The sequence below is a fragment of the Salipaludibacillus daqingensis genome (assembly GCF_029891575.1).
GTDB lineage: Bacteria > Bacillota > Bacilli > Bacillales > Salisediminibacteriaceae > Salipaludibacillus > Salipaludibacillus daqingensis.
The window spans coordinates 146,001-162,815 of sequence record NZ_JARZHF010000001.1 but is presented as its reverse complement, the minus strand read 5'-3'; the positions used below and the strand labels follow the sequence as shown (position 1 = coordinate 162,815).

Genomic DNA, 16,815 nt, shown 5'->3' with positions numbered 1-16,815 from the left:
TTCCCTTATTTGGTCAGTCTATACGTTTTATGCAGAGAGCTATTCCTTAACTATATAAAACGTACAAAACTTTGTTAGGTTTCCGTTTATATTGATTAACAATTAACAAAAGATTGCTAAAAATGGAGCATAGAAACCATCACTATATCATACCATATCTTTGAATTTTAAAAATAGGTTTTTTAGCTCATTCGTAAGTAATTGGAAACATTTGTGGGAAACGTAGTTTAGACAATAGTTTGTAAGTATTTAATGTAGGAATGAAAGGATGTTATAAATGAAAGCACATTTATTAACGAAACGGATTAATCGCATAACAATATCAAACAATAAAGATAATATAACTCGTACCAATGCGTATAAGCGGTTTTATCATACACATAGCGAAATAAAATGGACTTATCTAGCAAGTTTTGTTTCGCGTAATGCTGGTTGGTCCATGAGTGACTTAATGACGGACTCATTAGTGGTCATGTTGACGAATGAATGGCGGCGTAGATTATTTATGACTTTTGAACGAATCAACTGGCTTATCTTTTCGGATGTTTATCCACAATTATTAATTTACGAATGGTCTAAAAAAACTGGTGAACCTTGTTTTGATAAATTACGATATTTTCATGTTTCTGCATGGATGATTAAACAATGGTGGCAGTTTTGGTATGATAACAATCAAGATAGATTATTGAAAGCTCTGATTATAAATGAACAACACGTCATTGAGAAACCTGTCATTTGTGCACCTTTTTTCAAAGATGCATTGTTCGATCGCCCAGTTTATGAATGGCAGGAAAGGTTGCACTTTAGCATCGTCATTTTCCCATCATCAAAAGGTGAATTATATGGTACATCAGTAAAAAACTTCACGAATGTGAAGGAAAGGGTGATCCTTGGATATAAACTAGCATGGATTTTATTCGAATCACCAGAGCGAGAAGCGATAAGAAATTATTTTGAAAAACAACCATTTACAGCAAACCGTTCCATAGACATTCCTCAGTTACATCATGTAAAAGTAAACAGGTTTCCATTTAGATTATTATGCCCTGAAGTTCTTCATCATGATGAAGCTAGAAAAGATTGGTCATTAGACAAATCTTTTCAACCAAATTTATTGCTTAAAATGCAAAAACAATCTCCTGAAAAGTATTGTTTAACGAGTTGGTATGGACAAAAACAAAAGCAAATTCACGTAGCGTCAAATCTAATTTCTCATGTCCAAGAACACCTAAGCAATGATAAGAAACGTTCGTTCCATGATATCTTTTGAATCGAATACATATAACTAAGCAGGCGCATAAAAATCCGCCTGCTTAACTTTTGTTGATTAATTATTACTCTGCAGGACGATTAGGTCCTAAATTCTTCTTATCCACTTGGGGTTTATTATGAGCAGTTTTCGATATTTGTTTCGGGTCACGACGTGATTTTTCGTTCTCTCTTTTAGACATGACGTCACCTCCTTAATATCTTTATTTTGTGCATGTAAGATGGAATGATTCATTTATATTTTGGAGGATCTCTTCTTTCTTTGCCGAATAGAAACTAGTTTTGTCGGCGTCAAAGGGAATTAAGAGGTGCTTAGAGAAATTAAGAGGCAAACAAAGTGAAAGGAGCGGTTAAGATGTCAAATAAGATGCGAAGGACAAAAGAGATTGCTGATGAATTTGGGGTGAATCCATCAACAATTCAAAGGTGGATCAAACATTTTCAATTACCTTGTGAAATTACCAAAAATGGACATTTTGAATTAAATGATGAGACGTATGAAAAACTAAAACATGTTCATGAGGAAACAAAAAAGGGAAAAAAGATGCGGTCAATTTTATTGCCAGGACATCGTTTTTCTCCCGAACGTAAACAATATAACAAAATGGTATCTTCTCAGAAACTAGACGAGAAAATTAATCGAATGCTTATTCAAGTAGATCAATTGGACAGAAATTTACAAACAAAAGCAGATGAAGTTGTTGAGTATCAAGTACTAAATCAAAGGAAAGAAATTAATGAACTAAATGACCTTATTCATCAGCTATCTCAGCGATTAAAAGTATTAGAAAAAGAGTTACCTGAGAATAAGAAATCTCAATTAACATCTGATAAAAAGCACGTTCCTATAAAAAAACGAAGATTGGCAGGTATTTTTAGTTTGTAATGAAGTAGGAGTTTGTTACAATCACGTTGGGGTGATTATAGTTATGAATCAAGAACAGTTGCAAGAGCTTAAGCTACAGACGAATCATCTGCGTAAGTTAAATGAAGATGCACTTGCTCACTTTAAGTATTATTCAACTAGTGAGAATTCCGCAGAATTTTTTGATACAGTAAAACCATTCGCTGATGAAGTAAAAGGGAAGTTAGAAGATTGGACACCACAAGTTCTTAAATGGTTGGAGTGGAAAAAGCCTTCCTACATTCACCCTCAGCAAATAGATCAACTTGTAGAAAATTTCGAAATACTTTCTGTCACTTGTTTCCAAAAAGATACAAGAAACAAAAAATTAATGGAGAGGTATAAATCGATTGAGTATACATTGTCTCTTGTTGATCAGGATCTTTAAATTATCGAGGATGATGCGTTTAACGTAAGCTTTGAAGGCTTGCGTTTTTCTTTGTTTAAAAAGATAGTTACGCTTCGCTCAATGGAAGTTTTTTCGGTATACTGATAGAAGAGAGAGGGTGTGAAGAAATTGAAGAAGATGATTAGTCTTTGGCTCATTATCATCTCTTTGCTTGTAGCTTGTGGAGAAGAAGAAACATGGCAAGAGCTTAACGATGAAAATGTGGAAGAAGAACTGACATTATTTATGTATGAGTATAAGAATGGATGGGAACAAAGCCTGTCAACTCAGTCATTTTCGATAATGGAAAAATTCTTTGTTGGGAACAGTCAAGTTTTCCATATGGAGCGAAAACAGCACCAGCAATTAACTGGGGAAAGAAAAGTGGAAATGTTTATAGAAGCGACTGATATAAATATAGAAGTCAACCAGTTTAATGAATGGAGGATTTATTGGAATGAAGTGATAGAAGTTGATCAAGTTGGAACAATTCATGAAGAAACAAGAGCAAGGCGGTACTATATCTCTGAGGGACGCAATGGGTATCAAATAACGGCCATTGAAAGGTCAGATGAAATAAATGAGCATTCATTTTGAAAAGTGAATGCTCATTTGTTTGTTTCAATTAAATTTTTTCTACATCAAACACACGGAAACCTTCCCCTTCAAGATGACTGATGACTTCTTTTAATGTCTTCTCAGAGGTTTCTTTCGGTAACGTTACAATGACTCGTCGGAAAAATGTACTTTCATTATCAAGAGACATAAGACTTTGGATACTTGTGAATTTTTTTAAGCTAGCAACGATTGTATTGAGAGCACCTTGGTATTCGTGAGTAGAAATAGTTAGCGTATAACTGCCCGTTTTTAATCCCCAAGAATCTTCAAGAATTTCCATTACATTCGCATGTGTTAAAATACCAGCAAATTTCTTTTCATCATTTAAAACAGCTAAATAAGGGTATTTCTTAATATTTGTAAAGATACGGAAAAATGATGCCTGTTCTTGGATAGATACTTCTTCGTCCTCAATCAGTTTCATTATTGGATCATCCCAAGTGACGATTTCCTTAACAAGAGCACGATAAATTTCTTGAATATAGATGTTCCCTTTGAAATATGTACCAGTATCATCAAGTACTGGCACACATCGGTACCCGCTAGACTCTAATTCCTCAGTAGCTTCACGGATAGTAAATGACTCTTTACAATATCGAACTTTGTCTCTCGTAATAATATTATATTTTATTTTCATAAAAAATCCCCTTTCATTTCCAAATGTACTTTAAGTATATACGATAACATTCAGAAAAAAAATAATCTTTCAAAAGAATTAGTGAAGATCAAGATGATACAATAGAAGAAATAAGAATAATGGGGAGGATCTATTTATGAAGGCGCTTATAGTAATTGACTATACTTATGATTTTGTAGCTGATGACGGAAGATTAACATGCGGCGAACGTGGACAATCGATTGATGAGAGGCTTACAGAATTAACAAAACTATTTTTAGACACAGAAGATCTGATCGTATTCGCAGTAGATGCTCACGAAGAAGACGATACCTATCATCCAGAATCTAAACTTTTCCCAGCCCACAATATTATTGGCACAAAAGGTAGAGCCCTTTATGGTCAATTAGGACAGTTTGTTGATGAATTGACGTACGATGGAACGACGAAATACGAGTGGATGGATAAAACTCGTTATAGTGCTTTTGCAGGTACTAATCTTGAAATAAAATTAAGGGAAAGAAATATTCAAGAAGTTCATCTTGTTGGCGTCTGTACCGATATTTGCGTCCTTCATACAGCTATCGATGCTTATAATAAAGGATTTTCGATTACGATTCATGCTGATGCTGTGGAAAGTTTTAATCCAGCTGGGCACGAGTGGGCTTTAGAACATTTTTCTCAAACATTGGGAGCTAAAGTAGTAGAAAAATGGGTAGAAGTAAAATAAATAAGATTGAATCCTTGTATATTGGGTATTTACTATACAGGAGGGATATTCATGGAATTACAAGTGATTCGCAAGAAATTAGAAGAAGTTGCTCACATGAGTCAAGAGTTAAAAAACACGTATTATCGATTAAATGACAATGAAAAAAAAGAATTTCACATCGGGTATTCATTAGATGTGGATGTAGATGAGTTAGCACGTCAATTATATGAATGGTCGGAGACACAGTTAGAAAGAAATAAATAAATAAGTTATAAAAGCCTCTGCATATGCAGAGGCTTCGATTATCATTAGGAAACTCAGGAGGATGAGAAGATGTCTTACATAGATATTACGAAGACTTTATCGGAATCAATGAATGTTTGGCCCGGAGATTCGCCTTTCTCATATAAATCGACAATGTCGATCACAAATGGGGATAGTGTAAATGTCGGGAAAATTGAGATGAGTACTCACACAGGAACCCATCTAGACGCGCCTTATCATTACGATAAAAGTGGGCAAAAGATTGATGAAATTCCAATAGATGCCGTTTGCGGAGAATGTTTAGTTGTTGATGCAGTAGGAGTTGATTGGATTGATGAGTCAATCGTAGAAAACCTTAATCTTAATGGTGTAAAAAAAATTTTGTTCAAAACGACAGTAAATAAGGAAGGCCATAGTTATGAGAATTTCCCAATTTTTTCTGAAAATGTTCCGCGAATATTAAAGCAAATGGGTGTAGGTTTAATTGGAACGGATGCTCCATCTGTAGATCCATTAACGAGCAAAGAGTTGTTAGCTCACCATGCGTTTCGAGTGGAAGGGATTTATATTCTTGAAGGAGTTGATCTATCCGACGTCGTCCCAAACATTTATGAACTAATCGCTCTTCCATTAAAATTAAAAGATGGAGATGGCTCTCCATTACGAGCTGTGCTGAAAGAAATAAAATGAAACGTTCATAATAATTCAATAGTTTTTGTACTCCTTATACCTTACATGATATATAATAACATTATATGGGTATTTCATTTGAAAAATGGGGATAACCCTTTTTTCTTCTGTTTTATTGTGAAAACATTCACATAAATTTTTAAGTCATTATCATGCTGAGGTGAGGTAAATGAACCTGGACTTGTTGTTAACTTTTATTGTGTTAATTGTAACGACGATTTTTTTTGCATGGGGAAAGCTTCGTTCGGATGTAGTCGCACTGTTGTCGATGCTCACATTATTGTTATTAGGAATAATTTCTACGGAAGAGGCACTTAGTGGCTTTTCTAATAGTCTTGTGATTATGATTGCAGGATTATTTATTGTTGGTGCTGGAATATTTCGAACAGGATTAGCTGAAGCAGCAGGAAATAAGACGGTGAAACTAGGGAAAGGAAGACCATTTTTATTATTGATTATGTTGATGATTTTAGTTGCGGTTTTAAGCGCATTTATGAGTAATACTGGAACAGTTGCTGTACTCATGCCTGTTATTATCAGTGTATCGATGAAGATGAAAATAAGTCCTTCTCGATTTCTAATGCCTATAGCATTTGCAAGTAGCTTAGGTGGAGTGTTGACTCTCATTGGAACGCCACCTAACTTGATCGCTAGCCAAACGTTAGCTGACTATGGTTATGAGAGATTAAGTTTTTTTGATTTTACACCGATTGGACTTGTTGCTCTCATAGTTGGTATCATCTTTTTAGCTCTATTTGGTAGGAAGTTAATTCCTGAAAGAGTTGCCGTAAGAGATGATGATTTTGCAGAAGCATCACCTAGTGAGTTAATGAAAATGTATGGATTGAATGATAAAATTTATCAAGTTACTATTCCGTTAGATAATGATCAAATTACTGGTGAAAGATTAAAAGAACTAAGGTTAACAAACCGGTTTGGTATCTATATATTAACTATTGAAAGAAAATGGCGTGATAAACGAACTTTTCAACCAAAACAGATTAGAAAACCTGCGGGGGCAAATACTGTATTGAAAAAAGGGGACGTCATTAATATAGAAGGACCAATAGATAAAGTGGAAGACTTCGCAGAATCTTTCGGATTAACTGTTCAACCAAAATCTGAAGGAGAAATTAACGGTAGTCTTGTTGATGCTGAGCTTGGTGTTGCAGAATTACTTCTTACACCTCACTCTAAGTTTATAAATGAAAGGGTGGAAGACCTAGATTTCAGAGATAAATACGGTTTAAATATTGTCGGAATGAATAGAAAAGGTCGCTACTTTTTTCAAGACTGGGGTAAAGAGAAACTGCAGTTTGGCGATGCGCTTTTAGTACAGGGAAATTGGAGTAAAATTGAATTAATCTCAAAAGAATACCAAGATGTTGTCGTAGTTGGTCAACCAGCTGAGCAAGCTTCTCAAGCAAAAGCAAACGGGAAAGCACCAATAGCTGCAGCAATCATGCTTATGATGTTAATTATGATGACGTTAGAAATTGTTGCACCAGTTACAGCAGTGATGATTGCAGCGATGGCAATGGTGTTAACAGGCTGTTTACGTAATATGGATGAAGCTTATGCAAGAATCAACTGGGAAAGTGTTTTACTGATTGCAGGTATGCTTCCAATGGCAGCGGCATTAGAAAAAACAGGAGGGGTGCAATATCTTTCAGATATATCGATTAATGTTTTAGGGGAGTTTGGACCACTTGCCGTTGTTGCAGGTTTCTACTTTTTTACAATGTTATTTAGCCAGTTTATAAGCAATACTGCAACAGCTGTTTTATTTGCTCCGATAGCAATTACAACAGCGGTTCAAATGGGCGTTAGTCCATACCCATTTTTGATTGCTGTTTCTGTTGCAGCTAGCATGGCATTTGCAACACCTGTGGCGTCTCCCCCGAATGCGTTAGTGATGACTGCAGGAGGTTATACCTTCATGGACTTTATTAAAGTAGGTGTTCCATTACAAATGATCTTGTTTATCGTCATGATGATCGCTATTCCGTTTTTCTTTCCTTTTTAAAATATAGGCTGCACGCTCATCAATGGAAAGCGAATCCAAACAAGTGTCATTCCAACCTTTAAGTTGTAATTTATCCAAAAGAGAATACTATAGTCAGTGGAATGAATCAAAGATACCCTTACTTGAAAGATTCAAGTAAGGGTATCTTTAGTGACGTTTCATCGACTGTTTTCCTAAATAATTAAAAAATGCATACTACAATAATTAAAAAATGCATACTACTTTTGTCGTTTTAAAAGCTATGATAAAATATAAATGTTAACTAGAGAGGTGACAACGATGAAACGAATCACTAATCGTGAGCAACTTATGAGTAAAATAGAAGCCGAACAGCAAACATGGGTTTTTTTCTATGCACCTTTATGCGGGACTTGTGAATTAGGGCGGTCTTTTATTTCGATGGTTGAAAAAGTAATTGAAAATGATTTTGTCTATGAAATGGATTTAAATTTATGCAAAGATGAAGCTCCTATTTGGGAAATCCAAAGTGTGCCTTGCCTAGTAGAGTTCTCCAATAATAAAGTAGTAGATAAATTATATGCATTTGAGTCTGTTTCAACCGTTTATGAATTTATAAACAACAAACAAACAATCAGAAATGAAAGGTGATGAATAATGGTTGCACCAAATTTTTCATTAAAAGATATGCATTCTGAAGAGGTTCGATCACTCGAGGATTACAAAGGAAAAGCCCTCTTACTTACATTTTGGGTATCTTGGTGTCCAGATTGTCAAAGGGATTTAGCGAATAAAGAACAATTATATAAGTCGATGAATACAAACGATCTTGAAATGATTATGATCCATGTTTCAGGACGAGAAACAAATGACGGATTAGGAGAATCTTATTACAAAGAAAATAATTTTTCTTTTCCGGTAGTGAAAGATGAAGGGACAAAAATTTACGACGCATACCAGTGCATGTCTGTGCCTACTTCTTTTTTACTTAATAAAGACCATGAGATAGTTGGAAGATTCAATGACAAAGCATCGTTTCAGCAAATGTTAAAGGAAATTGGTGAAGTAATTTAAAATTATGGTTTTGTGAAAGCTTATTGTTGATTTGTAAAAGTCAACCTAGAACGATAATAGAGGTAAGGCCATAAAAATGAAAGGCTGCACGTCATATGTGAGTATATGGCGTGCAGCTTTTTTGTAATCAATTTTTTAGTAGGAAGCCAAATTTATGGTTTTTGTGCCGTTCGATAAATACCTTTAATTAAATCTTTTGCGGATTCAGGATAACCTTCTTCATCTAAATCTTTACAAGCTTGTTCCACGTCATATGTGACTCGTCTAAACTGTAAGTGTACGTCCTTTTCCGTTCGATCAAACACAAGGTAGGAAGCACGAGGGTCACCGTCAAAAGGTAATCCAACACTCCCTGTGTTGATAACTTTTTTTCCGGAAAAACTCCTTGAAAACGGTAGATGGATATGACCATACACATAATAGCTAGCCCGTTCATTTACTTCGACAAAAGGCTGGAATTCATCGTTTGTTGCTTGGTCGGATATAATATCAAACAAACTGTTAGGTGTAGCGTGACAAGCATATAGTTGCGTTTGGTTAGACAATGGGATTTCCAATGATTCTGGTAAAGAATTCAAATAGAGCAAATCATCATCTGAAAGTTTTGCTTTTGCCCATGCTTGCTCAGCTTGCATCATTGATAATGCTTTTTCTGGGACTTCTCCACTTCTAACGCCACGTACAATCCACTCATCAGCATTTCCTTTAATAACTTTGGCGTTCATCTGTCTTACTAAATCAAGACATTGCTTAGGCTTTGCTCCTCTAAAAGATATGTCACCGAGAATAGCGACATGTGTAACGTTATTCTTAGAGATGTCTTCCAATACAGCCTTAAAGGCTTGTTCGTTACCGTGGATGTCAGATAGAATAGCTAACTTCATAAATTGAACCCCCATTTCTAATTTGTTCCTCCACTTTACCAAATACAAATGCTGTTGTGAACTAAGCATGCTCATTGGGTTCGAATATACTTTATGGTACGATAAAATAAAGACGATAAAGATAGTGGAAAGGGGTAAAAATGTTGAAGATAATATCAGTAGAGCCTACACCAAGTCCAAATACAATGAAGTTTACTCTAAATGAATCCCTAGAATCAGGGAAAGCAAATAATTATACAGTGAAAAACAAACAAGATGCTCCTCTGTTTGTAAAAGAAATTTTTGAAGTAGAAGGAGTAAAAGGGGTTTATCATGTTGCTGATTTTCTAGCAGTTGAACGTAATCCCAAAATAGATTGGCAAGTTATTTTACCAAAAGTACGAAAAGTTTTTGGTGAAGATGTTGATGAAGAGCAGGTAGATAAAGTAGATGAACATTTTGGAGAAGTGACAGTAAGCATTCAAGAATTTAAAGGAATTCCAATGCAAGTAAAAGTAAGTGATGGTGAAAAAGAAGAACGAGTGGGAATGCCAGAACGGTTTATAGATGCGGTAGCGAAATCGACTAAAGCTGATGATAATGTTGTGTTACTTAGAAAGTGGAAAGAACAAAAACCTCGTTACGGAGAATTGAATGAAGTGGCGAACGACGTTGCAGAAGAATTGCAAGCAACATTTACAGATACAAGGTTAAAGGAACTAGTGGAAGCGGCAACAAATGATAATGATAGTTTGACTCTTGAAAAACCAAAGAAGAAATGGTTGAAAGTAACGGAAGAAATGTTAGATGAACCTGATTGGAAAAAACGATTTGCTACATTGGAAAAAATGAATCCTGAACGAGACGATCTACCTGTATTAGAAAAAGCACTAGGAGATGAAAAAGCTTCGATAAGGCGTCTCGCAACTGTTTATTTAGGGATGATTGAAGACGATGCTGTGATTCCATATTTAGAAACGGCATTGCAAGACAAAACAGTTACAGTAAGACGTACAGCTGGTGATGCTATGTCTGATATTGGAAGCACTGCTGGGATTCCAGCGATGATTAAGTCTTTAGAAGATCCTAGTAAATTGGTTCGTTGGAGAGCGGCGATGTTCCTCTATGAAGTTGGAGATGAGTCAGCTTTGGAGGCACTGAAAAAAGTAGAGGAGGATCCTGAGTTTGAAGTAAGTATGCAAGCAAAAATCGCTTCTGCAAGAATTGAAGGTGGAGAAGAAGCTAAAGGTTCTGTTTGGAAACAAATGACGGAAGCATTTGATAAGTAGTATGTAATATTATTTGTGGTCTATGAATGAAAAAAGCAAAAATAACGTGAAAAACCAAGTTTCTATTAAAGGGAACTTGGTTTTTAATATTTGGGGATAGACGAAGTTTGATTATGTATAAGTAATCTAGATAACAAATAGGTGAAACCGTATAATTTATTATAATAAATGGAAAATATTTATCAGCTATGATAGCATACAAATAGCATCATAAAAGGAGGTAAAGTCATGGATCGTGAGAATATGATTCAAGTGTTAACAGATAACAATATGATCGAAATTTTAGAACTGATTGAAGATGCCGAAAGAGGTCATCTTCACGAGTTAGAATTAGCTCCATCACTCGGTTTATTAAGAGACGAAAAATTAAATAAAGCAGTTTTAGATTATTTAACAGAAAACGGTGTTGAAATTATTTATGTAGATGAGGAAGTTTAATCTCAACTGTAGAGATAAAGGAGAAAAAGATGAGACCTAAACCGGATCAACCATTAGCCGAAAAAACATTAAAAGTTTGGAAAATAGTCACAGCTCTGTCTTCGATACTCCTTGTTATTTTTCCAGCTGCATACTGGGGGGCAAGGTTCATCTTTGCTCTGCCAGTGTGGCCATTATTTGTTATCATTGCGATTATATTATTACTCGCTTTTATCAATATCTTTATTATTCAAAAATTGCAATGGAGCCGCTGGCGTTACAAAATTTATGAAAATGAAATTGAATTAATGTATGGTGTCTTTGTTGTGAGAAGAGTCATTATTCCAATGATACGGGTGCAGCACGTTGACACAAAACAAGGGCCGATTTTACGTCATTATGATTTGGCTACCGTGACAGTATCAACAGCAGCAACAACACACGAAATACCAGGTCTTACATTAGAAAATGCAGATTCACTGAGAGATCATATTGCTCAGTTAGCAAGGGAAGCTGATCCTGATGAATGAGTGGAAGCGACAACATCCAGCTGCAATATTTATTAGCTTTTTATCAAACTTAAAACAAATGATCATTACGTTAATTGCTGTGTTTATATTTGGTCAATCTTCTCAAGCTGCAAGTCCGATTTTTTATTTGTTGTTTTTCGCTGCCATATTACTGTTTTCCGTAGGTAATGGGTTTATAAGCTGGTGGAAATTCCATTACTTTTTGAAGGAAGATGAATTACAAATAAAACAAGGGTTAATTTTTCGTAAGAATCGATTTATTCGAAAAGATCGCATTCAAAGTATTGATATTAACGCCAAATTGATTCAGCGGATGTTTGGATTAGTGGAAGTTCGAATTGAAACTGCGGGAGGTGGAAGCGAACCTGAGTTTAGAATTGTTGCATTGAAGAAACAAGAAGCATTGGCTATTAAAAAACATTTATTAACAAAATATGAAAGGCCAACAGTTCATGCTACGGAACTAGACGAGGATGAGGGCTTCTTGGCGGAACAGGGTGAAACAAATTCAACCTTGAATCCTTTGAATGATGAATTAAAGGCAGATACCGCAAATGATAGTGTAAATGCTGAAGGAATCGAAGAAGTTGAATTTGATGAGGAAGATACCCCTCCTGATTTCGAATGGGCACTCGGCTCAAAAAGGCTGATCATCGCAGCATTGACTTCAAGTGGCGTTGGGATTGCGGCAACATTTATTGCAGCGATTGTCTCACAAGCTCCTCAGTTCTTACCTGAATGGCTTTTTGACCAGTTAATTGGCTGGTTTATTCATTCAAGCATTTTAGTGTTAGGTGGAATGCTCGTATCGATTCTTTTTGCCGCATGGTTGTTCACCTTAATTGGTACGATACTTAAATATGGCTATTTTACTTTAACGAAGCGAGAAAATGATATTCATATTTCTAGAGGCGTATTAGAACAGCGGCAATTGACGTTAAATGCTAAGAGGATTACCGCAGTTAGAATTGTGCAAACCCCCATTCGACAAATGTTTAATTACGTATCCATTTACGTTGAAAGTGCAGGGGGTGGGACGAAAGAAGAGGATTTATCGACGATTTTAACTCCTCTTTGTAAACGTAAGGAAATTCAAGGGATTCTTGATGAGATTGTTCCTGAGTTTTCATTTATACCTGAATATGAAGGATTACCTAAGGAGAGCTTGCGCAGGTACATGATTAAACTTATCGTACCTTCCCTAATAATAGCTGGAGTGGCCACATACTTTATTCCATATGGGTGGATCGCCTTTTTATTACCTGCTCTGGGTGGTGGACTTGGTTACATTCAATATCGCTCGGCAGGTATTTCACAAGTGGAAGATTTTTTATGCATTAAATCAAGAGTAATTGCGAAAACGGAAGTGTTTTTACCGAAGAGAAGAATTCAAGATGTAGAGTCTTCTCAAAATGTTCTTCAGAAACTAGACAACTTGTATACAATTCATGTTGCTGTTCTTACAAGTATGGTTGGAAAGACGTTTTCGTTACGCCATATAAGTGGCGAACAAATAGAACGTGGATATTTATGGTATTCCTATGAGCAACGACTTCGAGAACAAACGAAAAAAACATCCGCTGATCACGAGGAATCGTGATCACGGATGTTTTTTTATTTATTATGACAGTTACATCGTTTTTGATGGATGGCTGTACTGATTAATCTTTAGAAAACTGCGTCGCATAAGTCGTTAATACTCTTTCTCCTTGGTCCGAAGTAAATTCAAATCTATCAAAAGTAATGTCAGGTTCATCTTCTAAAATGGTTCGTTCATAGTGGTGTTGCACAACAAATTGGTTCGTGCCATTTGCGTAAGAAATAAAATTAACACCCGAGAATGATTGGTGGTTAAATGAACTTAACAGTTGAATAAGCAGGGAGTTATGACAATAAACGGAATGTTCATGTCCTATGCCTAATTTTTGTAAACCACGGTCTAAAGCATGTAAAGATGGTTCTTCTAGCTCATTCATCAATATTCGATATGGATCGAATTGAGATTTATTTAATCGAACTGTTGATCCGTGTTTTAACTCTATCCTTTCATTTTCGTTTGTTTCAAAAGTGAATCCTTTTATATATAAGGATGGCTTCCATTCCCCATTAACTTTTATTTCGAACTCAAAAGGGCATCCTTCTAAAGAAAGAGATTCTCTTTTTATTTCATCATAAATAAACAAGCCTCGCCCCTTTTTCACTAATTGATAGTAAACAAAAGCATCTTCAAAAATGACGTGTTCACAATCTAATTTCCTTAATTCTTGCTGAATAAAAGAAAGAGATTTATCAAATTCATCACTTATAGCTCTTATTTCATCCCATTTCGATTTCAGTGCTGACGCTAATGACTCGTTAAATGTTTGTTTAATCGGTTCAGTTAATCCAGAAATTTGTTTCCCTGGTACTTCAATAATGTCATTGTCATTGTATAGAAGAGACTGGTTTGAATCTAATAGATTGGGAGGGTAAGAATAAATGCCTTTAATACGGATTTTACCTTTCCATGGTGAGTTAGGATCAGCAATTATTTGCTCTAAAACACCTGTGAACTTCCCATGGTCAGATTTATCTATTATGACCTGCCGCCCAATATACTTTTTTGCTTCATTTCGATTCATAAGAAACCCCACTTTTAATCATAATATCTTATTTTAAAATGATAAAGAAGATCATTTTATTTACTTTAATTATACTATTATTTGGTGTTAAACAACACCCTTGAACATGGAGATTATATGAACTGAAATGGACGTTTAAACGATGATCAATGACAATGATGTTGTTTCTATTACATAAATATTTATACATTAATTTTACTAATGAAAATGATTTTAATAACGTTTTAAAGATAGAATAGGCAAAGATACATTATATTTATAGATCTTATGATCTAGGTCTTTAAAAGTAAGGGATGTTCGTTTGTACGATTATATTACAAAAGAATTTATCAACCATTGCCGACTGAATAGGATAGACGTTACATGTTAGATGCAGAAAGTAAAAGACTGATATCATTTCGTCATAACTTTGTAAAGCTTCTAACATCGAAACGTAATCGATAGTTAGGAACATAGTCACCTGTCAGATATAATATTTTTGTATATGATATTTAGATGTGCCCCCATATAATTTATGAGAGCCGCGAACCATAATACTGAACACATAGTGAGGTGTTTGTTGTGCTAAAGCGCCTTTTAGCCAAACCAAATCATAATAATGAATTAAATGAAACAATTGAAATGATCCAAAAAGGACTTAATGAGCATGCAGAGAATGAACTAATTGATCAATACATTCCATTTATAAAAAAAGTGACATCAGGTGTTTGTAAAAGATATATTAATCCATCTTCTGATGACGAATTTAGTATTGCAATGATCGCTTTTAGTGAAGCAATTCATAAATATTCTCCAGATAAAGGAAGTTCTTTTCTTTCCTTTGCTAGTCTAGTGATTAGAAGAAGAGTTATTGACTATATTCGAATGGAGCAGCGGAAGAAAACATCTTTGTCTCTTGATTATAAAGAAGAAGATAGAGAAAATATGGAAAATATTGCCGAAGTATCTGCTTCTTTCCAAGATTATTATCAAGGAATGGAAAGAGAATATCGAAAAGAAGAAATTCATCATTTTCAAGAGAGATTATCTTTGTTTGAAATTCAGTTAAGCGAAATTGCTGCTCAGTGTCCAAAACATACAGATGCAAGAGTAAATATGGTTAAAATCGCCAAAACAATCATTGAACATGAAGATTTGTTGAAGATACTCATGCAAAAAAAGCGGCTACCTGTAAAACAGCTTATGGAATATATTACGATGAGTAGAAAAACTATAGAAAGAAACCGCAAATATATTATTGCGCTGGTCATTGTTTTGTTAGAGGACTATCAATATTTAAAGGACTATTTGAGGGAGTGGTTATAGTGAAAAAAGGGGTCGTCATGGAGGTCACGAACAGACATATGATCGTCTTGACGAAAGATGGGCAATTTATCCGAGCAAAGACAAAAAAGGCTGTTGATATAGGGGAAGAAGTATCGTATTCAGCTTTACCTCTTTATCAATTTTCGACTTTTTTTGAAAGAAAAATGTACAGTGTGCCACTTGCTTCTGTACTTGCAATTTTACTTATATTTCCTATATCGTCATTTTTTCAGACATCAACGGTATATGGTGTCGTTTCTTTGGATATGAATCCTAGTGTTGAATTAGCGGTGAATGATCATTATGAAATTGTTTCAACAGTTGGATATAACGAAAAGGGAAAGAGATTATTAAAGAAAATAGAAAAGCCATTGGAAGGCATGAATCTCTTTAATGCTGCAAGCGAACTATTAAAAGAAAGCCTTGATCAAGGAATGATGAAAGATACACGCTCCATATATTTAAGTTCAGCTTTATCTTTTCAAGATGAGGTGGAATTTGAGTCTTGGTCCATGTCTGTTTCTGATGAATATAACTTTGATATCCACTATGTATTAGTGGATGATGAAATGATGGAAGATGCGAAAGAACTTTCCGTTTCACCTGCGAAATTATTTTTATTTTCTAATAATGAAGGAAAGAGCTTCGACCTGAAAGATCTTTCTGATACAGCAATGACTGATATTGAACAAGCAATAGGCCAAGATTTTAGTGAGATTCCTGAGGTAGATAGTGTATTAAACGATTCATCAGAAGAAGATGAAAACGATGATGATACCAGCGGATCTGATCATTCCTATATAGAACCTAAAGCGGCAGAATTAAATAATTCGTTGGATGACGATCAGACGGAGGAAAACGAGGAGGAATCATTGAATCCGGCAGGGAAACAATCTCATCCTCATAAAGAAGAACACCCTGGGAAAGGGAATGCCAATAATAATAAAGATAAAGAGAATAATGGAGAAGGTAAAAAAGACAAAAAAGATAACAATTCAGGCAAAAAAGACAAAAAAGACAATAGTAATAAAGAAAAGAATAACAAGAGTGAAAATAAAGGTAACAAAAATTCGTCGACTAATAATGGAAACAGCAATAAATCCAACGGAAACGGCGGAAGCAGCGGAAACAATGGAAACGCCACTGGGAAGCCAGACCATGCTAGTAGCGGAAAATCCAACTCGAAGCCAAATGGTAGATAAATATTAAAAGATAGATAAATGATAGGGACCGGAAATACTTTTTGGCATTGTCGTCCTCAAAGTTAAATA

At 35.1% G+C, this 16,815-nt stretch carries 19 protein-coding genes; 16 read left to right on the top strand and 3 right to left on the bottom strand.

Annotation, left to right across the window (positions count from 1 at the left end):
* The first annotated feature begins 277 nt into the window (after positions 1-277).
* The 4 genes from QDN89_RS00830 to QDN89_RS00815 all read left to right on the top strand — a co-directional run bounded on the left by QDN89_RS00830 (position 278) and on the right by QDN89_RS00815 (position 3,158).
* Positions 278-1,270 carry a DUF2515 family protein gene (locus QDN89_RS00830; protein ID WP_280768182.1) on the top strand — a complete coding sequence of 331 codons (993 nt, stop codon included), beginning with the start codon at positions 278-280 and terminating at the stop codon, positions 1,268-1,270.
* Positions 1,271-1,624: 354 nt separating this feature from the next.
* The gene (locus QDN89_RS00825; protein WP_280768181.1) at positions 1,625-2,155 is read left to right on the top strand and encodes a MerR family transcriptional regulator; all 531 of its coding nucleotides are present in this window, start codon (positions 1,625-1,627) and stop codon (positions 2,153-2,155) included.
* Positions 2,156-2,198: 43 nt separating this feature from the next.
* A complete protein-coding gene (locus QDN89_RS00820; protein WP_280768180.1) occupies positions 2,199-2,561 on the top strand; it encodes a YppE family protein in 363 nt (120 codons plus the stop codon).
* A gap of 138 nt (positions 2,562-2,699) precedes the next feature.
* Complete coding sequence (locus QDN89_RS00815) at positions 2,700-3,158, top strand: TcaA NTF2-like domain-containing protein (protein ID WP_425335367.1); 459 nt, start codon at positions 2,700-2,702, stop codon at positions 3,156-3,158.
* 28 nt (positions 3,159-3,186) lie between these two features.
* Here the strand turns inward: QDN89_RS00815 and cbpA are convergent, their stop codons facing one another.
* Complete coding sequence (gene cbpA, locus QDN89_RS00810; RefSeq protein ID WP_280768178.1) at positions 3,187-3,816, bottom strand: cyclic di-AMP binding protein CbpA; 630 nt, start codon at positions 3,814-3,816, stop codon at positions 3,187-3,189.
* 136 nt (positions 3,817-3,952) lie between these two features.
* Here cbpA and QDN89_RS00805 point away from each other — a divergent pair, with 136 nt between their 5' ends.
* The 6 genes from QDN89_RS00805 to QDN89_RS00780 all read left to right on the top strand — a co-directional run bounded on the left by QDN89_RS00805 (position 3,953) and on the right by QDN89_RS00780 (position 8,519).
* The gene (locus tag QDN89_RS00805; RefSeq protein ID WP_280768177.1) at positions 3,953-4,525 is read left to right on the top strand and encodes a cysteine hydrolase family protein; all 573 of its coding nucleotides are present in this window, start codon (positions 3,953-3,955) and stop codon (positions 4,523-4,525) included.
* A 51-nt stretch (positions 4,526-4,576) separates the two neighbouring features.
* Positions 4,577-4,771 (top strand): hypothetical protein, encoded by a 195-nt coding sequence (locus QDN89_RS00800; RefSeq protein WP_280768176.1) that lies wholly within the window; start codon positions 4,577-4,579, stop codon positions 4,769-4,771.
* Positions 4,772-4,840: 69 nt separating this feature from the next.
* The gene (locus QDN89_RS00795; protein ID WP_280768175.1) at positions 4,841-5,461 is read left to right on the top strand and encodes a cyclase family protein; all 621 of its coding nucleotides are present in this window, start codon (positions 4,841-4,843) and stop codon (positions 5,459-5,461) included.
* Between the two features lie 169 nt (positions 5,462-5,630).
* Positions 5,631-7,487, top strand: coding sequence for an SLC13 family permease (locus QDN89_RS00790; RefSeq protein ID WP_280768174.1), 1,857 nt, complete (start codon positions 5,631-5,633; stop codon positions 7,485-7,487).
* A gap of 279 nt (positions 7,488-7,766) precedes the next feature.
* The gene (locus tag QDN89_RS00785) at positions 7,767-8,096 is read left to right on the top strand and encodes a thioredoxin family protein (protein ID WP_280768173.1); all 330 of its coding nucleotides are present in this window, start codon (positions 7,767-7,769) and stop codon (positions 8,094-8,096) included.
* 6 nt (positions 8,097-8,102) lie between these two features.
* Complete coding sequence (locus QDN89_RS00780) at positions 8,103-8,519, top strand: TlpA family protein disulfide reductase (protein WP_280768172.1); 417 nt, start codon at positions 8,103-8,105, stop codon at positions 8,517-8,519.
* Between the two features lie 152 nt (positions 8,520-8,671).
* On the opposite strand, the gene QDN89_RS00775 is transcribed toward QDN89_RS00780, so the two are convergent.
* Positions 8,672-9,403: a metallophosphoesterase family protein gene (locus tag QDN89_RS00775; RefSeq protein WP_280768171.1), complete on the bottom strand. Its 732-nt coding sequence runs from the start codon at positions 9,401-9,403 to the stop codon at positions 8,672-8,674.
* Positions 9,404-9,546: 143 nt separating this feature from the next.
* On the opposite strand from QDN89_RS00775, the gene QDN89_RS00770 reads away from it, so the two are divergent.
* The 4 genes from QDN89_RS00770 (at position 9,547) to QDN89_RS00755 (ending at position 13,218) form a co-directional block, all read left to right on the top strand.
* Positions 9,547-10,671, top strand: a complete 1,125-nt coding sequence (locus tag QDN89_RS00770) for a conserved virulence factor C family protein (RefSeq protein ID WP_280768170.1) — start codon at positions 9,547-9,549, stop codon at positions 10,669-10,671.
* Between the two features lie 228 nt (positions 10,672-10,899).
* Positions 10,900-11,109 carry a hypothetical protein gene (locus tag QDN89_RS00765; RefSeq protein WP_280768169.1) on the top strand — a complete coding sequence of 70 codons (210 nt, stop codon included), beginning with the start codon at positions 10,900-10,902 and terminating at the stop codon, positions 11,107-11,109.
* Between the two features lie 29 nt (positions 11,110-11,138).
* A complete protein-coding gene (locus QDN89_RS00760) occupies positions 11,139-11,618 on the top strand; it encodes a PH domain-containing protein (RefSeq protein ID WP_280768168.1) in 480 nt (159 codons plus the stop codon).
* The gene (locus QDN89_RS00755; protein WP_280768167.1) at positions 11,611-13,218 is read left to right on the top strand and encodes a PH domain-containing protein; all 1,608 of its coding nucleotides are present in this window, start codon (positions 11,611-11,613) and stop codon (positions 13,216-13,218) included. Before QDN89_RS00760 ends, QDN89_RS00755 begins: the two co-directional genes overlap by 8 nt.
* Positions 13,219-13,279: 61 nt before the next feature.
* Here the strand turns inward: QDN89_RS00755 and QDN89_RS00750 are convergent, their stop codons facing one another.
* Positions 13,280-14,239 (bottom strand): DUF2777 family protein, encoded by a 960-nt coding sequence (locus QDN89_RS00750; protein ID WP_280768166.1) that lies wholly within the window; start codon positions 14,237-14,239, stop codon positions 13,280-13,282.
* Between the two features lie 621 nt (positions 14,240-14,860).
* Here QDN89_RS00750 and sigI point away from each other — a divergent pair.
* The gene (gene sigI / locus QDN89_RS00745) at positions 14,861-15,544 is read left to right on the top strand and encodes an RNA polymerase sigma-I factor (RefSeq protein ID WP_280768794.1); all 684 of its coding nucleotides are present in this window, start codon (positions 14,861-14,863) and stop codon (positions 15,542-15,544) included.
* Complete coding sequence (locus QDN89_RS00740) at positions 15,544-16,746, top strand: anti-sigma factor domain-containing protein (RefSeq protein ID WP_280768165.1); 1,203 nt, start codon at positions 15,544-15,546, stop codon at positions 16,744-16,746. The genes sigI and QDN89_RS00740 overlap by 1 nt, the downstream gene beginning before the upstream one ends.
* The last annotated feature ends 69 nt before the right edge of the window (positions 16,747-16,815 follow it).